The following is a 17,236-nucleotide window of genomic DNA, read 5'->3' as shown; positions in this document are numbered from 1 at the left end:
CTGTTCGATGTTTGGCGCGCAGAAGACTGCTTGCGCTCACAACCACCGACAGATTTTTGCGACGGCCTTGCGGCCTGCCAAACAAAAGGGGAAGCGCTGCTTCCCCGATAAGCTGGAGCGGGAGACGAGTCTCGAACTCGCGACCTCAACCTTGGCAAGGTTGCGCTCTACCAACTGAGCTACTCCCGCATTTTTACTGCTTCACTACTCTTTACTGCCGACACTTCGTTTCACATTTCTGCAAAACGCCGCATCCAGAATCTGGAGCGGGAGACGAGTCTCGAACTCGCGACCTCAACCTTGGCAAGGTTGCGCTCTACCAACTGAGCTACTCCCGCGTATTTGCTGCCTTACTGCATTCGCCGTTGATTGACTGCTTATCTTCGGCTATTTCCTGCTATCTCCACCGCATCTGCTTCGTTTGCTGCTTGTCGTGCAGCGGAGAAGTGAGATTATGTATAAGCCGCTGAATCGTGTCAACCCCTTCGGCTGAACTTTTTAAAAAAAGATTCGAGGGGGTGGCGCGAAGGCGTTGAGCGCAGGCGTTGAAACACCGTGCGCCCGCCCCTGCTCAGAGGCTGCCGCGCTCGCGGATCTGCGGCCACGCGAGCTTCATGTAATAGAGCATCGACCAGATCGTCAGCACCGCGGCCACGTAGATGAGCCACGTGCCCCACACGCGCGAATCGAACAGCGTTGAGCCGCCGAGCGTGAGCGGCGCGTAGAACAGCAGCATCGGAATCGCGACCATCTGGCACGCGGTCTTGAACTTGCCGAGCTGATTCACCGCCACGCTTTTCGACGCGCCGATCTGCGCCATCCACTCGCGCAGCGCCGAAATCGCGATCTCGCGGCCCACGATCACCAGCGCGATCACCGCATCGAGACGCTGCAGATGCACGAGCACGAGCAGCGCGGCCGTAACCATCAGCTTGTCGGCGACCGGATCGAGGAACGCGCCGAACGACGAGGTCTGGTTCCACTTGCGGGCGAGATAGCCGTCGAACCAGTCGGTGAGCGCCGCGAGGATGAAGATCCACATGGCTGCGACGTTCTGATGCATCGGGCTCAGCACCGACTGCGGCAGATAGAACACGCCTACCACGAGCGGAATCAGCACGATCCGCAGCCACGTCAGGAGAATCGGGATATTGAACGGCATCGGCGCGCGCAGTCTGTCAGGGGATGTTGCAATTATGGGAGATGCAATTGTGCCGCGTCGCCGGGACCGCCACAAGCAAGCGTAAGGTTCGCGCCCGCGCGCCGCCCTGTTTCGGGCGCGCGCGGACGTAGCGCTCAATGCAACTGTTGATAGATCTGCTCGGCCAGCGCGTGCGAAATGCCTTCGACGCTCGCCAGGTCCTCGACGCTCGCCGCCATCACGCCGCGCAGGCCGCCGAAGCGCGCGAGCAGACGCTGACGCCGTTTCGCGCCGACGCCTTCGAGTTCTTCGAGCCGCGACGTCTGACGCGTCTTGCCGCGCTTGGCGCGCATGCCCGTGATCGCGAAACGGTGCGCCTCGTCGCGGATCTGCGCGACCAGCATCAGCGCCGCGCTTTCCTTGCCGAGTTCGAGCGGCGCGCGGCCATCGGCGAATACGAGTGTTTCGAGGCCGACCTTGCGCCCTTCGCCCTTGGCTACGCCGACGAGTATCGCAGGGTCGAGTCCGAGTTCGTCGAACACCTGCCGCGCGATCTCGACCTGCCCTTTACCGCCGTCGATCAGCACGATGTTGGGCAAGGTGCCGCCCGCCGCGACCGGTTCCGCGCCTTCGGGCGTCGCGGAAGGATTGGCGGGATCGGTGCTTTGCAGCGCCTGCGCCTCGTCGGTTTCGTTGCGCGCCGACTGCGCGACCATCTTCTCGTAACGTCGCGTGAGCACCTGGCGCATGGCCGCGTAATCGTCGCCGCCCGTGATGCCCGTGATGTTGTAGCGCCGGTACTCGCCCGACTGCATCTTGTGATGGTGATAGACCACGCACGACGCCTGCGTCGCCTCGCCCATCGTGTGGCTGATGTCGAAGCACTCGATGCGCAGATGCGCGAGATCGTCGAGTTCGAGGCCGAGCAGTTGCGCGAGCGTGCGCGTGCGCGCCTGCTGCGAGCCTTGTTCCGAAAGCAGCCGCGCGAGCGCGAGGCGCGCGTTCTGCTCGGCCATCGCGAGCCACGCGCGCTTCTGGCCTTGCGGCTGGCGCAGCACCGCGACCTTGTGGCCGGCCTGTTCCGAGAGCACGTCGACGAGTTCGCGGTTCGCGGGCGGATGGCTCACCACCAGCACTGGCGGCACGCGATTGCCGAAGTAATGCTGCGCGATGAAGGCGTCGAGCACTTCGGATTCGATGCCGTTCGCGCGGGCTGCGCGTTTCGAGGATTTCGGCTTTGCGGCGGCTTCGTCGTCGGGAGCGTCGGCGGTGTCGGTGGCTTCGGTTTCGCTGCCGAATTCTTCCGCGATCGCGAGCGGATCGGGTTGATCGCCTGCGTCATCGCTGTCGTCGCCGGTTTCCTGCGCGCCCGCCTGCTCCTCGTCTTCTTCCTGCGCCGCCGCGCCCGCGCTCGCCACCAGCGCCTTGCGCGCCAGCGACGGCAGCGACTTCAACGCCGTCGCCGCAGCCACCGCCTCCTCGCCGATCGCTTCGGCCACGCCGCCTTCCTCGTCGGTCAGCGCGCGCTCGACGTGGGCCGGAAAGTACGCCTTGTCGCCCAGATGGCGGCCGCCGCGCACCATCGCGAGATTCACGCAGACGCGGCCGCCCAGCGCGACCACGGCCAGAATATCGACGTCGCTTTCGCTGCCCGTTTCGATCGCCTGCTGATGCAGCACCGTCGACAGCGAACTCATCTGGTTGCGCACCGCCGCGGCCTGCTCGAACTTCAGCTCGGCGGCGAACCCGTGCATCTTCGTCTCCAGCTCCTTCATCACCTCGTTCTGGCGGCCGAGCAGGAAACGCGACGCATTGCTCACGTCGCGCGCGTAATCGTCCTGGCTGATCGCGCCGACGCACGGCGCCGTGCAGCGCGCGATCTGATGCAGCAGACACGGCCGCGTGCGGTTGTTGAACACCGAATCCTCGCAGGTGCGCAGCTGAAACACGCGCTGCAGGATCTGGATGCTCTCGCGCACCGCGTAGGCGCTCGGAAACGGTCCGAAGTACTGGTTGTTGCGATCGACCGCGCCCCGGTAATACGCCATGCGCGGGAACTTGTGCCCCGTGAGCTTGAGGAACGGATACGACTTGTCGTCGCGAAACAGGATGTTGTAGCGCGGCGCGAGCGCCTTGATCAGGTTGTTTTCGAGCAGCAGCGCTTCGGCTTCCGAGCGCGTGACCGTGGTCTCGATACGCGCGATGCGCGTCACCATCATGGCGATGCGCGGCGACAGCTGCGTCTTGTTGAAATAGCTCGAGACGCGCTTCTTCAGGTCGCGCGCCTTGCCCACGTAGAGCACCGCGCCGTGCGTGTCGTAATAGCGATAGACGCCGGGCAGATGCGGCAGTTGCGCCAGCACTTCCTTCGGGTCGAACGCTTCGGCGGCGGGAGCGGCGGGTACGTCGGGGGCGCCGGCGGAATCGGCGGGATCGTTGGAATCGGTCATCCAGTCTGGGGGACGTCTGAGAGCGTCGATGTGCGTCGGTGAATGCTTGCGCGCCGACGGGCGGAGCACCACCGCGCGCGCAACGCGACGCGGTCATGCGGCTGTCCTAGAATCGCAAGTTTAGATCATTCCGCGCGGGCCAGAACCAGCCGGCCCGCCGCCGCCAGCCACGCAGCCCCTACGCCAGCCATGTCCAACGCTCCCCGCTCCGCCGCGCCCGGCGCCCCATCCGAGGCCGACGCGCCCCTCGCCTGCGATATCTTCTGCGCCGTGATCGACAACTTCGGCGACATCGGCGTGTGCTGGCGTCTCGCGCGCCAGCTCGCGCACGAACACGGCTGGGAAGTGCGCCTGTTCGTCGACGACCTGCACGCCTTCGAACGGCTCTGCCCCGCGCTCGACGCGTCGCGCGCGACGCAGACGGTCGAAGGCGTGCGCGTCGAGCACTGGCACGAGCCCGATCACGCGGGCGAGACGCTGCGGATCGCCGACGTGGTGATCGAGGCGTTCGCCTGCGAACTGCCGTCGGTGTACGTCGCGGCGATGGCCGAGCGCACGCCCACGCCCGTGTGGCTCAATCTCGAATACCTGAGCGCCGAGGACTGGGTCGCCGATTTCCATCTGCGGCCCTCGCCGCATCCGCGCTACGCGCTGCTCAAGCACTTCTTCTTCCCCGGCCTCGGCACGGGCACGGGCGGCGTGCTCAAGGAGCGCGATCTCGACGCGGCCCGCGCCGCCTTCGAAGCCTCGCCCGAAGCGCGCGCGGCCTGGTGGCAGCGCGCGACGGGCGGGCCGCCGCCCGGCCCGGAAGCCACGGTGATCTCACTGTTCGCCTATGAGAATCCCGCCATCGACGCGCTGCTCGAACAGTGGCGCGACAGCCCCACGCCGATCGTGCTGCTGGTGCCGCAAGGCCGCATCTCGGGCGCGCTCGCGCGCTTTTTCGGCATGGCGGCGTTCGGCGCGGGCGCGCGCGGCGAGCGCGGCTCGCTCACGGCGCACGGCCTCGCCTTCACCGAGCAGCGCGGCTACGACGCGCTGCTCTGGGTCAGCGACCTGAATTTCGTGCGCGGCGAGGATTCGTTCGTGCGCGCGCAATGGGCGGCGCGGCCGTTCGTCTGGCACATCTATCCGCAAGCCGACGACGCGCATCTGCCCAAGCTCGACGCCGCGCTGGAGCACTACGCGCGCACGCTCGACGCCGCGCCGCGCGCCGCGCTCGAACGCTTCTGGCATGCGTGGAACGGCAACGCCGGGCACGCGGCTGGCGCGCCTGAGGGGAGCACTGCTGGGAACACTGAGGGAAACACTGAAGGGAACGCCGCCACCGCGCCGGACGGGCTCAATTACGGCGAGGTCAACTGGCCCGATCTCGCCCGCCATCTGCCCGCCTTGAAGGCGCGTGCGCACGGCTGGGCAGCCGAACTGGCCCTCACTGGCGATCTCGCCGGAAATCTGGCCGAATTCGCAAAAACTCAGTTAAAATAAGCGGTTACCCGGCGGCAGCCGTCTCAAGCGCAGTCTCCGCAGACTCAAGCGGCCTCGATTTCCGCGCGCCTTGCTGGTTCCAGCAAGGGGCCGCAACGAACCGCTTGCGACGTTTGCCGTCGCGCACACCCAAAGCTATCTAATCTGGACAGGACAGTTTTTTATGAAGACCGCACAGGAACTCCGCGTCGGCAACGTCGTGATGATCGGTAACGACGCCATGGTCGTGCAGAAGGCCGAGTACAACAAATCGGGCCGTAACGCCGCCGTCGTGAAGATGAAGTTCAAGAACCTGCTGACTGGCGCGGGCATGGAAACCGTGTACAAGGCGGACGACAAGTTCGACGTCGTCGTGCTGGACCGCAAGGAAGTGACGTACTCGTACTTCGCCGACCCGATGTACGTGTTCATGGACGCCGACTACAACCAGTACGAAGTCGAAGGCGACATGATGGCCGACGCCCTCAACTACCTCGAAGACGGCATGGCTTGCGAAGTCGTGTTCTACAACGAGAAGGCCATCTCGGTCGAACTGCCGACCGTGCTCGTGCGCGAAATCATCTACACGGAACCGGCTGTCAAGGGCGACACGTCGTCGGGCAAGGTTCTGAAGTCGGCCAAGCTGAACACGGGCTTCGAACTGCAAGTGCCGCTGTTCTGCAATATCGGCGACAAGATCGAAATCGACACGCGTACGAACGAGTACCGCAGCCGCGCCTAAGCCTCGCGAGGCGAACGGCAAGGCGAGCGCGTCCGCATCGATGTTCGGCGGATGCAATCGCGAAAGCGCCCTCCGGGGCGCTTTTTCTTTTTTTGCCGAACGTGTATGTTTGTGAGTGCCATGGGAAAACCTTACCGGTTTTGCCTGAGCGCAAAGCGCGAGTCACATCGGCGCAGCAAGGCAAGGCGCTCATGGCATGGTTTCTGCTGGTTTATTTGTGGGATAGCCATTTTTCATCATGGCTGCCGCAGCACTCTTCCCTGAACCAGGAGAAACCGATGAACAACGACATCGCAGAAGGCAAGTGGAAGCAGCTGATCGGCAAGGCCAAGGCCGCCTGGGGCGAGCTCACGGATGACGAGCTGGCCAAGGCGGAAGGCCGCGCCGATCGCCTCGCCGGACTGATCCAGGAACGTTACGGCAAGACACGTGACGAGGCGGAACTGGAGGTACGGCGCTGGTTCGACGCGCATCGGCCGTTCGACTGAGCGGCGCGGCGGCATAGCGGCTGCTTCGATTTGCGGAAACCGCCGGTGGCCCGGCATGAACGGCGGCCGGTGTTGGGGGTAAAAAAACGGCCCGGCGCGGCGGATTGCGGCGCTCAGGGCCGGCGCAGCGCGCGGCGTGTCGGCTGCCGGATCCGCGACGTTCAGCGGCGGGTCCGCGAAACGAATCAAGGCAAACGACAGCGGACGAACCTGGCGGCAAGGCCGCTGCAAGCGAGCGCCAATCTGGGAGGACCGGAACTGAATAACCTGCCTCGGGACACTTCGGTGATCTCGTTGAACTCTTCCGTATCGCGCCGCGCCCGTGCGTGCCGCGACGCCGCGCGGGGCTTGTCCGCCGCGTGCGTCCGCGTGCGCGCGCATCGCGCTTGCGCTTATCCGTCAGCCCTTGCGCCATGCCACACGCCCTGATTGTCGAAGACGATCCCAATAGCCTGTCCGGCCTCTCCGCCATCCTGGCCGCCGACGGCTTCTCGGTCGATACCGCCGCCACGCTCGCCGACGCGCGCGCGGCGCTCGGACGCTTCATCCCCGACGTCGTGCTCGTCGACCTGAACCTGCCCGACGGCAGCGGCCTCGAACTGCTCCCGCATCTGCCCGCCCAGCCGCCCGGCGGCGCGCTGCCCGTGATCGTGATGACCGGTAACGCCACGGTCGAAAGCGCGATCGAAGGCCTGCGCCACGGCATCTGGGACTATCTGCTCAAGCCGGTGAACATTCCGCGCCTGCGCAGCCTGCTCGCGCGCATTCCGCGTCCGTACGAACTCAGCGAAGAAGTGCGCACGCTGCGCGCGACGCTGCGCAACCTCGGCCGCTTCGGTCCGATGCTCGGCCGCAGCAGCGCGATCCAGCACGTCTACGACGCAATCGAGCAATTCGCGCCTACCGAGGCGGCGATCCTCGTGCACGGCGAGCCCGGTACCGGCAAGGAAGTCGCCGCGCGCACGCTGCATCAGCTGAGCCGCCGCCGCAAAGGGCCGTTCGTGGTCTGCGACGCGCGCGCGCTGACCGCCGAGTCCGCGGGCGGCCGGCCGCTCGCGAGCATCCTGTTCGGCCATGAGCGCGGCGCGTTCAGCGGCGCGGAGCAGCGCGAACCCGGTCTCGTCGATCAAGCGGCCGGCGGCACGCTGTTCATCGACGAACTCACCGATCTGCCGCGCGCCCAGCAGGAAGCGCTGCTGCGCGCGCTCGACTCGCAGACCTTCATGCGCGTCGGCGGCAGCAGCGAAGTGGGCACCGATTTCCGCCTCATCGCGGCCACGCGCGTGTTCCCGCGCGACGCGGTCCAGCAAGGCGTGCTGCACGAGGATCTGTGGCTGCGTCTCGATGCCGCCGCCGTGCAACTGCCGCCGCTGCGCGAGCGCGACGAAGACGCCGCCCTCCTCGCCGCCGCCTGCGTCGACGCGCTCAATCTCGACGCGCATCAGCGCGGCCTGACGGGCACGACGCGGCTCGTCTCGCCGGCCTTCATCCGCGAATGTCTGGGCTACGACTGGCCGGGCAACGTGCGCGAATTGCACGAGCGCGTGCAGCGCGCGTGGCACGCGTCCGGCGAAGTGCTCGAAACGCTGCAGGCCGAGGAAAGCAACGGCGCCGCGGCGCGCGACGGCAACGGCAACCGCGTGCAGGTGACGGTGGGCACGCCGCTCGCCGATGTCGAGGAAATGCTGATCCGCGCGACGCTCGACGCCGTGGGCGGCACGCGCCATCGCGCGGCATCGCTGCTCGGCATCAGCCCGAAGACGCTCTACAACAAGCTGCAGCGCATGCGCTTGAACTGATCCAACGGATCCGCGCGACGGTGCGCGCGCTTCAAAGTGCGCACGTAAAAAAACGGCGGCCCTTCGCTTCGGAAGGGCCGCCGTTTTGCTTTCTGGCGGTGTGCCGCGCGCTCAGCTCAAGGCAGCACGCTGCGCAGCAAGGCCTGCGCCGAGAGATACGCGGGATCGGCCACCAGTTTGTCCCAGCGCAGCGCCTTGCCGCGCGGCAGCAAACGCCGGATGCGCTTCGACGACGCCTTGCGCTCGCGCGACGGCTCGTCGGTGCGCAGCGCGTCGAGCACCTTTTCGGCCTCGTGCGGCTGGTTGCAGACCAGCACCATGTCGCAGCCCGCGTCGAGCGCCGCGCGCGCGCCTTCCGCGAGCGTGCCGCCCTGGCGCGCCGCTTCCATCGACAGATCGTCGCTGAAGATCGCGCCCGGAAAACGCAGACGGTCGCGCAGGATTTCCTTGACCCAGACGCGCGAAAAGCCCGCCGGTTTTTCGTCGACCTTCGGATAGATCACGTGGCCGGGCATGACCGCCGCGAGCGACAGGCCGAGCCAGTCGTACGGCAGCGCGTCCTCGCCGAGAATCGATTCGAGCGGACGCTCGTCGACCGGCACCGCGACGTGCGAGTCGGCGGTCGCGAAACCGTGTCCCGGAAAGTGCTTGCCGCAGTTCGCCATGCCCGCGAGCGCGAGGCCGTGATTCAGGCTCTTGGCGAGCAGCGTGACCACGCGCGGATCGCGATGGAACGCGCGGTCGCCGACCACCTTCGACTGGCCGTAGCCCAGATCGAGCACCGGCGTGAAGCTCAGGTCGATGCCGCAGGCGCGCAGCTCGCTCGCGAGGATGTAGCCGACCGAGGTCGCCAGCTTGGTCGCGAGCAGCACGTCCTTGTCCCACAGCGCGCCGATGCGGCCCATCGCGGGCAGCACCGTGAAGCCGTCGGTGCGAAAGCGCTGCACGCGGCCGCCTTCGTGATCGACGGCGATCAGCAGATCTTCGCGCACGGCGCGGATCGCGTCGGTCAGCGCGACGAGCTGCGCGCGGTTCTCGTAGTGGCGCGCGAACAGGATCACGCCGCCGGTGGAGGGATGCGCGAGGCGGCGCACGTCGTCTTCGTTGAGCGACGTGCCGACCACGTCGAGCATGACCGGTCCGGGAATGAGTTTCATCGATCGTTGGGCGTTGAAGGCCGCGCCACGCGAACGCGCGCGGCGCGAAGGGATGAATGGGATCAGCAAACGGAAATCAGCGCGCGGCAGATTGAACCGGCGGCCGGTCGGTCTCGGCGACCACGAACGAGACAGCGTAATCGCGCTCGTCGGTGATCGTCACGTGGGTCGTGATGCCGCGCTCCTCGAGCCATTGCACGAGGTCGCCGTTCGCCACCATGTAAGGCTTGCCGCCGGGCGCGTTGAGCGTCTGCACGGCGCGCCAGGTCATCGGCATGTGCATGCCGAGGCCGATCGCCTTCGAGAACGCTTCCTTCGCGGAAAAACGCGTGCACAGATACGCAAGCCCGCGCGTGGCCGAGCGGGCCTTGCGCGCCTCGTAGACCGCGAGTTCCTCGGGCCCGAGCACGCGCTGCGCGAAGCGCCCGCCGGTGCGCTCCATCACTGCCTGCACACGGCTCACCTGGATGATGTCCGTGCCGATGCCGTAAATCGCCATGTAATCCTCGTGATGAACGTGATCGCGATGCTGCGGATAAGCGCGCCGCGCAGCGGCGGCGCGGCGGCGTTACGCGTGCTGCGCGGCGAGACGCGACGACACCATGATCGCCTTCATCTCGCGCACCGCGTTTTCCCAGCCGACGAACACCGCATGCCCGACGATCGCGTGGCCGATATTGAGTTCGTGGATGCCTTCGATGGCCGCGATCGGCTGCACGTTCGTGTAGTGCAGACCGTGGCCCGCGTTCACCTTCAGGCCGAGGCTCACGCCGCAGTTCACGCCCGCCACCACGCGCTCGAATTCGCGCTGTTGTTCGGCGGCTTCGTGCGCTTCGGCGTAACGGCCGGTGTGCAGTTCGATCACGGGCGCACCCGCGGCCTGCGCGGCGCGGATCTGCGTTTCGTCCGCGTCGATGAACAGCGAGACGCGGCAGCCCGCGGCGGCGAGTTGACGGCAGGCGGCGGCGACGGCTTCGAACTGGCCGGCGACATCGAGGCCGCCTTCGGTCGTGAGTTCCGCGCGCTTCTCGGGCACGAGGCAGACGTCGTGCGGCTGGATCTCGCAGGCGATGTCGAGCATTTCGGCCGTCACCGCGCATTCGAGGTTCATGCGCGTCTTGAGCAGCGGACGCAGCGTGCGCACATCGGCATCGACGATATGACGGCGGTCCTCGCGCAGATGCAGCGTGATCGCATCGGCGCCCGCTTCTTCGGCGAGCAGCGCCGCGCGGATCGGATCGGGATAAGCGGTGCCGCGCGCGTTGCGCAGCGTTGCGACGTGGTCGATGTTGACGCCGAGGTCGATCACGTTGGGCGAAGTCAGAAAGAAGCTCATAGGTTCTGCAGGTCGATCAGGATCTGGCGCGTCGCGAGCGGCGTGCCGCCAAGGTAAGTATTCAGCAGGAAACGCATCAGCGCCTTGCTCTGCGTGACGGTCTGGGGACGATGGTAATCGTCCTCTTCCATGTCGAGCAACGTCTGGCCCGAGAGCACCGGCCAGTGCGCGGGCCACTCGTCGGAGGCTTCGCGCACGCCGCGCTCGGGATCGAACACGTAGCGCCCTTCGGCCACCACGGTCTTGCGGTTCACGGTGCGGTTGAGCGCGAGCGCGTAGCCGGTGTCGCGCAGCAGCACGCGTTCGAACGAGCGCAGCACCTGCACGGGCGGCAGATCGTGCGCGAGGCGCGTGAGCGTGACGACGTAATGATTGAACAGCGCGGGATGCGGATCTTCACGCGCGAGGAACTTCACCAGCAGCTCATTGACGTAGAAGCCGCACAGCAGCGCGTCGCCGGTCAGCGGCAACATGCCACCGACCCATTCGGCGCCGGTGAGCGTGCGCACCTCGCCCTTGCCGGTCCAGTTCAGCGTGAGCGGCTGGAAGGTTTGCAGCACGCCGCGCAACGCCGAATGCGGACGCTTCGCGCCCTTCGCGACGAGCGCGACGCGGCCGTGATCGCGCGAGAGCACGTCGATGATCAGGCTGGTTTCGCGATACGGATAGCTGTGCAGCACGAAGGCCGGCTGCTCGGCGACGCGATAGTCGGAAGCCGTGCTGCGCGGCGTGCGCGGCAGTTGCGAGCGCGCGGTGGTCTTGCGGGGCGCGCGCGGTTCGGCGCGGCGTTCGAGCGTGGCGTCGGCGCCCTCGCCCAGATCGTCACGCGACGACGAAGTGGCCTTCAGCGCGGGTTTCGCGCGCCGGCTGCGCGCGGGCGGCGTGCGTGCGCCACCGCCGGACGGCGACTCGAAGTCGTCGTCGGCGCGCGAGTTCACGTCAGGCGCGTCGGGCGCGTCGGGCGCGTCGGGCGCGTCGGGCGCGTCGGGCGCGGACCAATCGTCGTTCAGGGTTCCGGTTTCGCCGTCGCTCATCCCGTCGCTCATCCTGTCAGTCGTCGCGGATCGGCGGATCGGATCACTCGTAGCCGTAAGCGCGCAGACCGGCTTCGTTGTCGGCCCAGCCGCTCTTGACCTTCACGAAGGTTTCCAGATAGACCGGACCGTCGAACAGCTTTTCCATGTCGAGGCGCGCCTCGGTGCTGATCTGCTTGAGCTTGGCGCCCTTCTGGCCGATCACCATCGCCTTCTGCGTGTCGCGCTCGACGAGAATCGTCGCGAAGATGCGGCGCAGACGCCCTTCCTGCTCGAACTTCTCGATCACCACCGTGCTCGTGTACGGCAGTTCGTCGCCGGTCCAGCGGAACACTTTTTCGCGCAGGATTTCGGCGGCGAGGAAGCGCTCGCTGCGATCGGTCAGGTCGTCTTCGCCGTAGATCGGCTCGCCTTCGGGCAGATACGGCTTGAGCACCGCCAGCAGACGCTTGATGTCGTCGGTATTTTTCGCCGACAGCGGCACGATCTCGCGGAATTCGCGCAGCTTCTGCACGCCTTCGATAAACGGATAGAGCGTGGCCTTGTCCTTCACCGTATCGATCTTGTTGGCGATCAGGATCGCGGGCGCGTTCGGCGGAATCAGGTCCAGCACCTTCTGGTCGTCCGGACCGAACTTGCCGGCTTCGATCACGAACAGCACGGCGTCGACCGAGCTGAGCGTCGAGGTCACGGCGCGGTTCAGCGAGCGGTTCAGCGCGGTGCTATGGCGCGTCTGGAAACCCGGCGTGTCGACGAAGATGTACTGCGCGTCTTCGGTCGTGTTGATGCCGGTGATGCGGTGGCGCGTGGTCTGCGCCTTGCGCGACGTGATGCTGATCTTCTGGCCCACGAGGGCGTTCATCAGCGTGGATTTGCCAACGTTGGGACGGCCGACGATCGCGACCATGCCGCAACGAAAACCGGCAGGAGTAGTGGTGGGAGCGTTCATGATCGGATCGGAGAATGGATGCGACAGATTGGGCTGCAACAGACAGGATGCGACAGATGCGGCGCGCGCGGACGACGCGCGCGCTCGACAGGTTCAGTGACCGGCGTCGGCGGCGCGCACGGGCAGCGCCGCGCCGACTTCGGCGCTCGTCTCGACGGCGCCGGACGAGGTGCTGGATGCGTCATTCGACGCGCCCGTATCACCCGAAGCGCCATTTTGCGCCTCGCGGCTGCGCGTGGCGCGCGATGCGATCGACCCGGCCGACGGCACGCCGTCGAAGGCTTTGTCGGCGGGCTTTTCAGCGGATTTTTCGACGGGTTTTTCAGCGCCCTTCTCGGTGCCCTTTTCCGCACCTTTTTCCTGCACGTGCGCGGCGCGGATCACCGCGAGCGGCGCGGCCAGCGACACCGGAGCGCGCTCACCCGCCTCGCCCGTCGCCGCCGCAACAGCAGCAGGCACGCCCAGAATGGGCCGGTCGCCGCGCGCACGGCGTTCCGGCGAGCGCAGATCGAGCGCGCCCTGCACGCCGGTCACGCCCGGCACGACTTCGGGTTCGGGCTTGGGCGCGCGGGCGCCCTTCGAACGGCGCGGCTTGGTCACCAGCGCGGGCGCGGCGGCCACGACCTCGTCGAGCGCCTTCTTCGCGGCGGCCTGTTCGGCCGCGCGGCGGCTCGCGCCCGAGCCCGACACCTTCACGTCGAGCTTGGGCACCGTGCATTCGACTTCGAATTGCTGATTGTGCGCCGCACCATGCGTGGCGACCACGGTATAGGTGGGCAGCGCGATCTTGTGACCTTGCAGGTATTCCTGCAGCAGCGTCTTGGCATCCTTGCCGAGCGTGCGCGGGTCGATGTGATCGAGAATCGGCACGTAGAGGCGCTTGATGACCGTCTGCGCGGCATCGAAACCGCCGTCGAGGAAGATCGCGCCGAAGATGGCTTCGAGCGCGTCCGCGAGGATCGACGGACGACGGAAGCCGCCGCTGCGCAGCTCGCCTTCGCCGAGACGCAGGCCGTCGGCGATATTGAGGGCCTGAGCGATCTCGTAGAGCGACTGCTGCTTGACCAGATTCGCGCGCACGCGCGAGAGGTCGCCTTCGTCCAGCTTGCCAAAACGTTGGAACAATAGGGCCGCCACCGCGCAATTCAGGACCGAATCGCCGAGAAACTCGAGGCGTTCGTTATGCGTGGCACTGTGACTGCGGTGGGTGAGAGCCTGGCGCAACAATTCCGCATTGCGAAATTCGTAGCGCAGTCGGCTTTCCAACGGAGATTGGGGCATGGGGAGAGTATAACGCGCCCGCCGCCCCCGGCGAAAACGCGGGGCGGCGGGCGAAAAACCATGATGAAGCGACCTTACCGCGGGTTCTTCAAGTAGCGCGCGAAGATGCGGGACGACTCGTTCGCGCGCTCGATGCTGGCTGAGCGTGTTGCAGCGGCGAGCCGCAACACGCGCCCATCACTCGAACGAACCGATGCGCTTCAGACTGCTGAAGTTCATCCAGATGAAGAACGCGCGGCCGACGACGTTCGCGTCGGGCACGAAACCCCAGTAACGGCTGTCGGCGCTGTTGTCGCGGTTATCGCCCATCATGAAGTAATGGCCGGCCGGCACCTTGCAGATCACGCCGCGTGCGTTGTACTGGCAGTTGTCGCGATACGGATAGTCTTCGGCGCCCACGATGAACGGCGGCACGGCGGGGTTGTTCAGGATGTTGTTCTTGCGGCCGTTGCCGAGATCTTCCGTGAACTGCTTCGCGTAGCCGATGCGCTCTTCGTCGAAGTAATCGGCTTGCGGCGCTTCGGGCACCGGCTTGCCGTTGATCGTGAGCTGCTTGTCCTGATACGCGACCACGTCGCCGGGCAGGCCGATCACACGCTTGATGTAGTCGACCGACTCGTCTTTCGGATAGCGGAACACCACCACGTCGCCGCGCTCGAGGCCGCGGCCCTGCGTGATCTTCGTGTTGGTGATCGGCAGACGGATGCCGTAGTCGAACTTGTTCACGAGGATGAAGTCGCCCACCAGCAGCGTCGGCACCATCGAGCCCGACGGAATCTTGAACGGCTCCACGACGAACGAGCGCACGAGGAACACGATCAGGATCACGGGAAAGAAGCTCGCCGTGTATTCGAGCCACCACGGCTGGCGCAGCTTTTCGTTACGCAGGTTTTGACGCGTTTGCGGCGCGTTCTCGTCGGCGAAACGCTCGCCCACACGCTGCTGCTGACGGTCGAACTCGGCGACGGCCGCATCGGCGGCGAGGCGCCGGCGCGGCATGAAAACCAGCTTGTCTGCAACCCACGCGATGCCCGTCAAAACGACGAGCACAAAAAGGATCAGCGCAAAATTCATGTAGAGGTCCGTTGTTCGGGCTTATTTGTCTTCGACGCGCAGGATCGCGAGGAAGGCCTCCTGAGGAATTTCCACGGAACCCACCTGCTTCATCCGCTTCTTGCCTTCTTTTTGCTTTTCGAGAAGCTTCTTCTTACGCGAGATATCGCCGCCGTAGCACTTGGCCAGCACGTTCTTGCGCAGCGCCTTGATGTTCTCGCGCGCGATGATGTGCGCGCCGATCGCCGCCTGAATGGCCACGTCGTACATCTGGCGCGGAATGATCTCGCGCATCTTCGCCGCCACTTCGCGGCCGCGATACTGCGACTGCGAACGGTGCACGATGATGGACAGCGCATCGACCTTGTCGCCGTTGATCAGCATGTCGACCTTCACGACGTCCGCGCTGCGGTTTTCCTTGAACTCGTAGTCCATCGACGCGTAACCGCGCGACACCGACTTCAGGCGGTCGAAGAAGTCCAGCACGATTTCCGCCATCGGGATTTCGTACGTGAGCTGCACCTGGCGGCCGTGGTACTGCATGTTGATCTGGCTGCCGCGCTTCTGCGTACAGAGCGTGATGACCGAACCCACATAGTCCTGCGGCATGTACAGGTTGACCGTGACGATCGGCTCGCGGATTTCGGCGATCCTCGACGGCTCCGGCATCTTCGCCGGATTCTCGACCTTGACCAGCGTACCGTCGGCCTGGACCACTTCGTACACCACGGTCGGGGCCGTGGTGATGAGGTCCATGTCGAACTCGCGTTCGAGACGCTCCTGCACGATTTCCATGTGCAGCAGGCCCAGGAAGCCGCAGCGGAAGCCGAAGCCCAGCGCCTGCGACACTTCCGGCTCGTATTGCAGCGAAGCGTCGTTGAGCTTGAGCTTTTCGAGCGATTCGCGCAGCGCGTCGTACTGGTTCGCCTCGACCGGATAGAGACCCGCGAACACCTGCGGCTTCACTTCCTTGAAGCCCGGCAGCGGTTCCGGCGCGGGACGGTTCACGAGCGTGACGGTGTCGCCGACCTTGGTGGCGGCGAGTTCCTTGATGCCCGCGATGATGAAGCCCACCTGCCCCGCCGACAGCGATTCCAGGTTGCGCGACTTCGGCGCGAACACGCCGACGTGCTCGACCGGATACTGCGCGCCAGTGGCCATCAGCTTGATCTTGTCCTTCGGACGCAGCGTGCCGTTGACGATACGCACGAGCATGACCACGCCGACGTAGTTGTCGAACCACGAGTCGATGATCAGCGCCTGCAGCGGTGCTTCCGGGTCGCCCTTGGGCGGCGGGACCTTGGCGATGATCGATTCGAGCACGTCGTCCACGCCGAGGCCGGTCTTCGCACTGCAGTGCGTGGCGTCGGTCGCGTCGATGCCGATCACGTCCTCGATTTCCTCGATGGCGTTTTCGGGGTTGGCGGCGGGCAGGTCGATCTTGTTGAGCACGGGCACGACTTCCACGCCCAGCTCGATAGCCGTGTAGCAGTTGGCCACGGTCTGCGCCTCGACGCCCTGGCTCGCGTCCACCACGAGCAGCGCGCCTTCGCACGCGGACAGGGAGCGGCTGACTTCGTACGAGAAGTCGACGTGGCCAGGCGTGTCGATCAGGTTCAGGTTGTAGACCTTGCCGTCACGTGCCTTGTACGTGAGGGCCGCGGTCTGCGCCTTGATCGTGATGCCGCGCTCGCGCTCGAGATCCATCGAGTCGAGCACCTGCGCTTCCATTTCGCGGTCGGACAAGCCGCCGCACAGTTGGATGATGCGATCGGCGAGCGTCGACTTGCCATGGTCGATGTGCGCAATGATCGAGAAGTTGCGAATATGATCCATTCAGTGCCGATCAAGCGAAAAAGGCGCGCCCCAAACGAAAGCTGGGCACGCCTCGTAAACAGATGAAAAACCGAACTATTTTAGCCGAAATAGGTGTCGGCAGGCGAACGGTGCTGAGAAGTAACGGATAGTTCATGCCAGGGCCCGTTCCGTTGCGGGCCGCAGCCTTATTCCACCGGTGGCGCGGGCTGTGGCGCGGGCGCCGCGCCCAGTCCCAGCGTGGCGCGCACGCGCGCTTCGTCGAGCCGGTAGTGGCACAACTCGATGCCGTCGCAGACCAGCACCGGCACGAGTTCGTCGTAGCGCGCCTGCAGCGCGGGGTCGGAATCGACATCGATTACGTCGACCTGCGCACCCGCCGCCGCAGCCAGCGGCTCGAGCGCCACGCGCATCTCCTCGCACAGATGACACCACGCGCGGCCATACAGCACGAGATGCGCGCTCGCCCGCGCAGCCTTATCCGGCTGCGTCGGCGGCGCGGAGCGCATGGGCGTGTGCATCGG

The 17,236-nt window shown here is 65.9% G+C and carries 15 protein-coding genes and 2 tRNA genes; 4 read left to right on the top strand and 13 right to left on the bottom strand.

Annotated features, from left to right (window positions below; genetic code table 11):
* Positions 1–113 precede the first annotated feature (113 nt).
* From LDO54_RS06755 to uvrC, 4 genes are all read right to left on the bottom strand, one after another.
* A tRNA-Gly gene (locus LDO54_RS06755) sits at positions 114–189 on the bottom strand.
* 73 nt (positions 190–262) lie between these two features.
* Positions 263–338, bottom strand: a tRNA-Gly gene (locus LDO54_RS06750).
* Positions 339–571: 233 nt separating this feature from the next.
* Complete coding sequence (gene pgsA / locus LDO54_RS06745; RefSeq protein WP_224008349.1) at positions 572–1,162, bottom strand: CDP-diacylglycerol--glycerol-3-phosphate 3-phosphatidyltransferase; 591 nt, start codon at positions 1,160–1,162, stop codon at positions 572–574.
* A gap of 134 nt (positions 1,163–1,296) precedes the next feature.
* Positions 1,297–3,591 carry an excinuclease ABC subunit UvrC gene (gene uvrC, locus LDO54_RS06740; protein ID WP_224008347.1) on the bottom strand — a complete coding sequence of 765 codons (2,295 nt, stop codon included), beginning with the start codon at positions 3,589–3,591 and terminating at the stop codon, positions 1,297–1,299.
* 189 nt (positions 3,592–3,780) lie between these two features.
* On the opposite strand from uvrC, the gene earP reads away from it, so the two are divergent.
* From earP to LDO54_RS06720, 4 genes are all read left to right on the top strand, one after another.
* On the top strand, positions 3,781–5,079 hold the full coding sequence (gene earP / locus LDO54_RS06735) for an elongation factor P maturation arginine rhamnosyltransferase EarP (RefSeq protein ID WP_224008344.1): 1,299 nt from the start codon (positions 3,781–3,783) through the stop codon (positions 5,077–5,079).
* Positions 5,080–5,242: 163 nt separating this feature from the next.
* Positions 5,243–5,800: an elongation factor P gene (efp, locus tag LDO54_RS06730; protein ID WP_224008341.1), complete on the top strand. Its 558-nt coding sequence runs from the start codon at positions 5,243–5,245 to the stop codon at positions 5,798–5,800.
* A gap of 278 nt (positions 5,801–6,078) precedes the next feature.
* The gene (locus LDO54_RS06725) at positions 6,079–6,288 is read left to right on the top strand and encodes a CsbD family protein (RefSeq protein WP_224008469.1); all 210 of its coding nucleotides are present in this window, start codon (positions 6,079–6,081) and stop codon (positions 6,286–6,288) included.
* A 413-nt stretch (positions 6,289–6,701) separates the two neighbouring features.
* Positions 6,702–8,087 (top strand): sigma-54-dependent transcriptional regulator, encoded by a 1,386-nt coding sequence (locus LDO54_RS06720; RefSeq protein ID WP_224008338.1) that lies wholly within the window; start codon positions 6,702–6,704, stop codon positions 8,085–8,087.
* Positions 8,088–8,203: 116 nt separating this feature from the next.
* Here the strand turns inward: LDO54_RS06720 and nagZ are convergent, their stop codons facing one another.
* The 9 genes from nagZ to LDO54_RS06675 all read right to left on the bottom strand — a co-directional run bounded on the left by nagZ (position 8,204) and on the right by LDO54_RS06675 (position 17,233).
* Positions 8,204–9,244: a beta-N-acetylhexosaminidase gene (nagZ, locus tag LDO54_RS06715; RefSeq protein WP_224008335.1), complete on the bottom strand. Its 1,041-nt coding sequence runs from the start codon at positions 9,242–9,244 to the stop codon at positions 8,204–8,206.
* A gap of 76 nt (positions 9,245–9,320) precedes the next feature.
* The gene (acpS, locus tag LDO54_RS06710) at positions 9,321–9,743 is read right to left on the bottom strand and encodes a holo-ACP synthase (RefSeq protein WP_224008332.1); all 423 of its coding nucleotides are present in this window, start codon (positions 9,741–9,743) and stop codon (positions 9,321–9,323) included.
* Between the two features lie 69 nt (positions 9,744–9,812).
* Positions 9,813–10,580 carry a pyridoxine 5'-phosphate synthase gene (pdxJ, locus tag LDO54_RS06705; RefSeq protein WP_224008329.1) on the bottom strand — a complete coding sequence of 256 codons (768 nt, stop codon included), beginning with the start codon at positions 10,578–10,580 and terminating at the stop codon, positions 9,813–9,815.
* The gene (gene recO, locus LDO54_RS06700; protein WP_224008326.1) at positions 10,577–11,626 is read right to left on the bottom strand and encodes a DNA repair protein RecO; all 1,050 of its coding nucleotides are present in this window, start codon (positions 11,624–11,626) and stop codon (positions 10,577–10,579) included. Before recO ends, pdxJ begins: the two co-directional genes overlap by 4 nt.
* Before the next feature lie 31 nt (positions 11,627–11,657).
* A complete protein-coding gene (era, locus tag LDO54_RS06695; protein WP_224008323.1) occupies positions 11,658–12,563 on the bottom strand; it encodes a GTPase Era in 906 nt (301 codons plus the stop codon).
* 93 nt (positions 12,564–12,656) lie between these two features.
* Positions 12,657–13,844 carry a ribonuclease III gene (rnc, locus tag LDO54_RS06690; RefSeq protein WP_224008320.1) on the bottom strand — a complete coding sequence of 396 codons (1,188 nt, stop codon included), beginning with the start codon at positions 13,842–13,844 and terminating at the stop codon, positions 12,657–12,659.
* 177 nt (positions 13,845–14,021) lie between these two features.
* Positions 14,022–14,918 (bottom strand): signal peptidase I, encoded by an 897-nt coding sequence (gene lepB, locus LDO54_RS06685; RefSeq protein WP_224008318.1) that lies wholly within the window; start codon positions 14,916–14,918, stop codon positions 14,022–14,024.
* A 21-nt stretch (positions 14,919–14,939) separates the two neighbouring features.
* On the bottom strand, positions 14,940–16,733 hold the full coding sequence (lepA, locus tag LDO54_RS06680; RefSeq protein WP_224008315.1) for a translation elongation factor 4: 1,794 nt from the start codon (positions 16,731–16,733) through the stop codon (positions 14,940–14,942).
* Positions 16,734–16,900: 167 nt separating this feature from the next.
* Positions 16,901–17,233 (bottom strand): glutaredoxin family protein, encoded by a 333-nt coding sequence (locus LDO54_RS06675; protein WP_224008306.1) that lies wholly within the window; start codon positions 17,231–17,233, stop codon positions 16,901–16,903.
* Positions 17,234–17,236: the final 3 nt, after the last annotated feature.

This window comes from Paraburkholderia tropica (assembly GCF_914484835.1).
GTDB classification, from domain to species: domain Bacteria; phylum Pseudomonadota; class Gammaproteobacteria; order Burkholderiales; family Burkholderiaceae; genus Paraburkholderia; species Paraburkholderia tropica_A.
The sequence above is the reverse complement of the archived record's forward strand: the minus strand, read 5'-3'. Positions and strand labels throughout refer to the sequence as shown.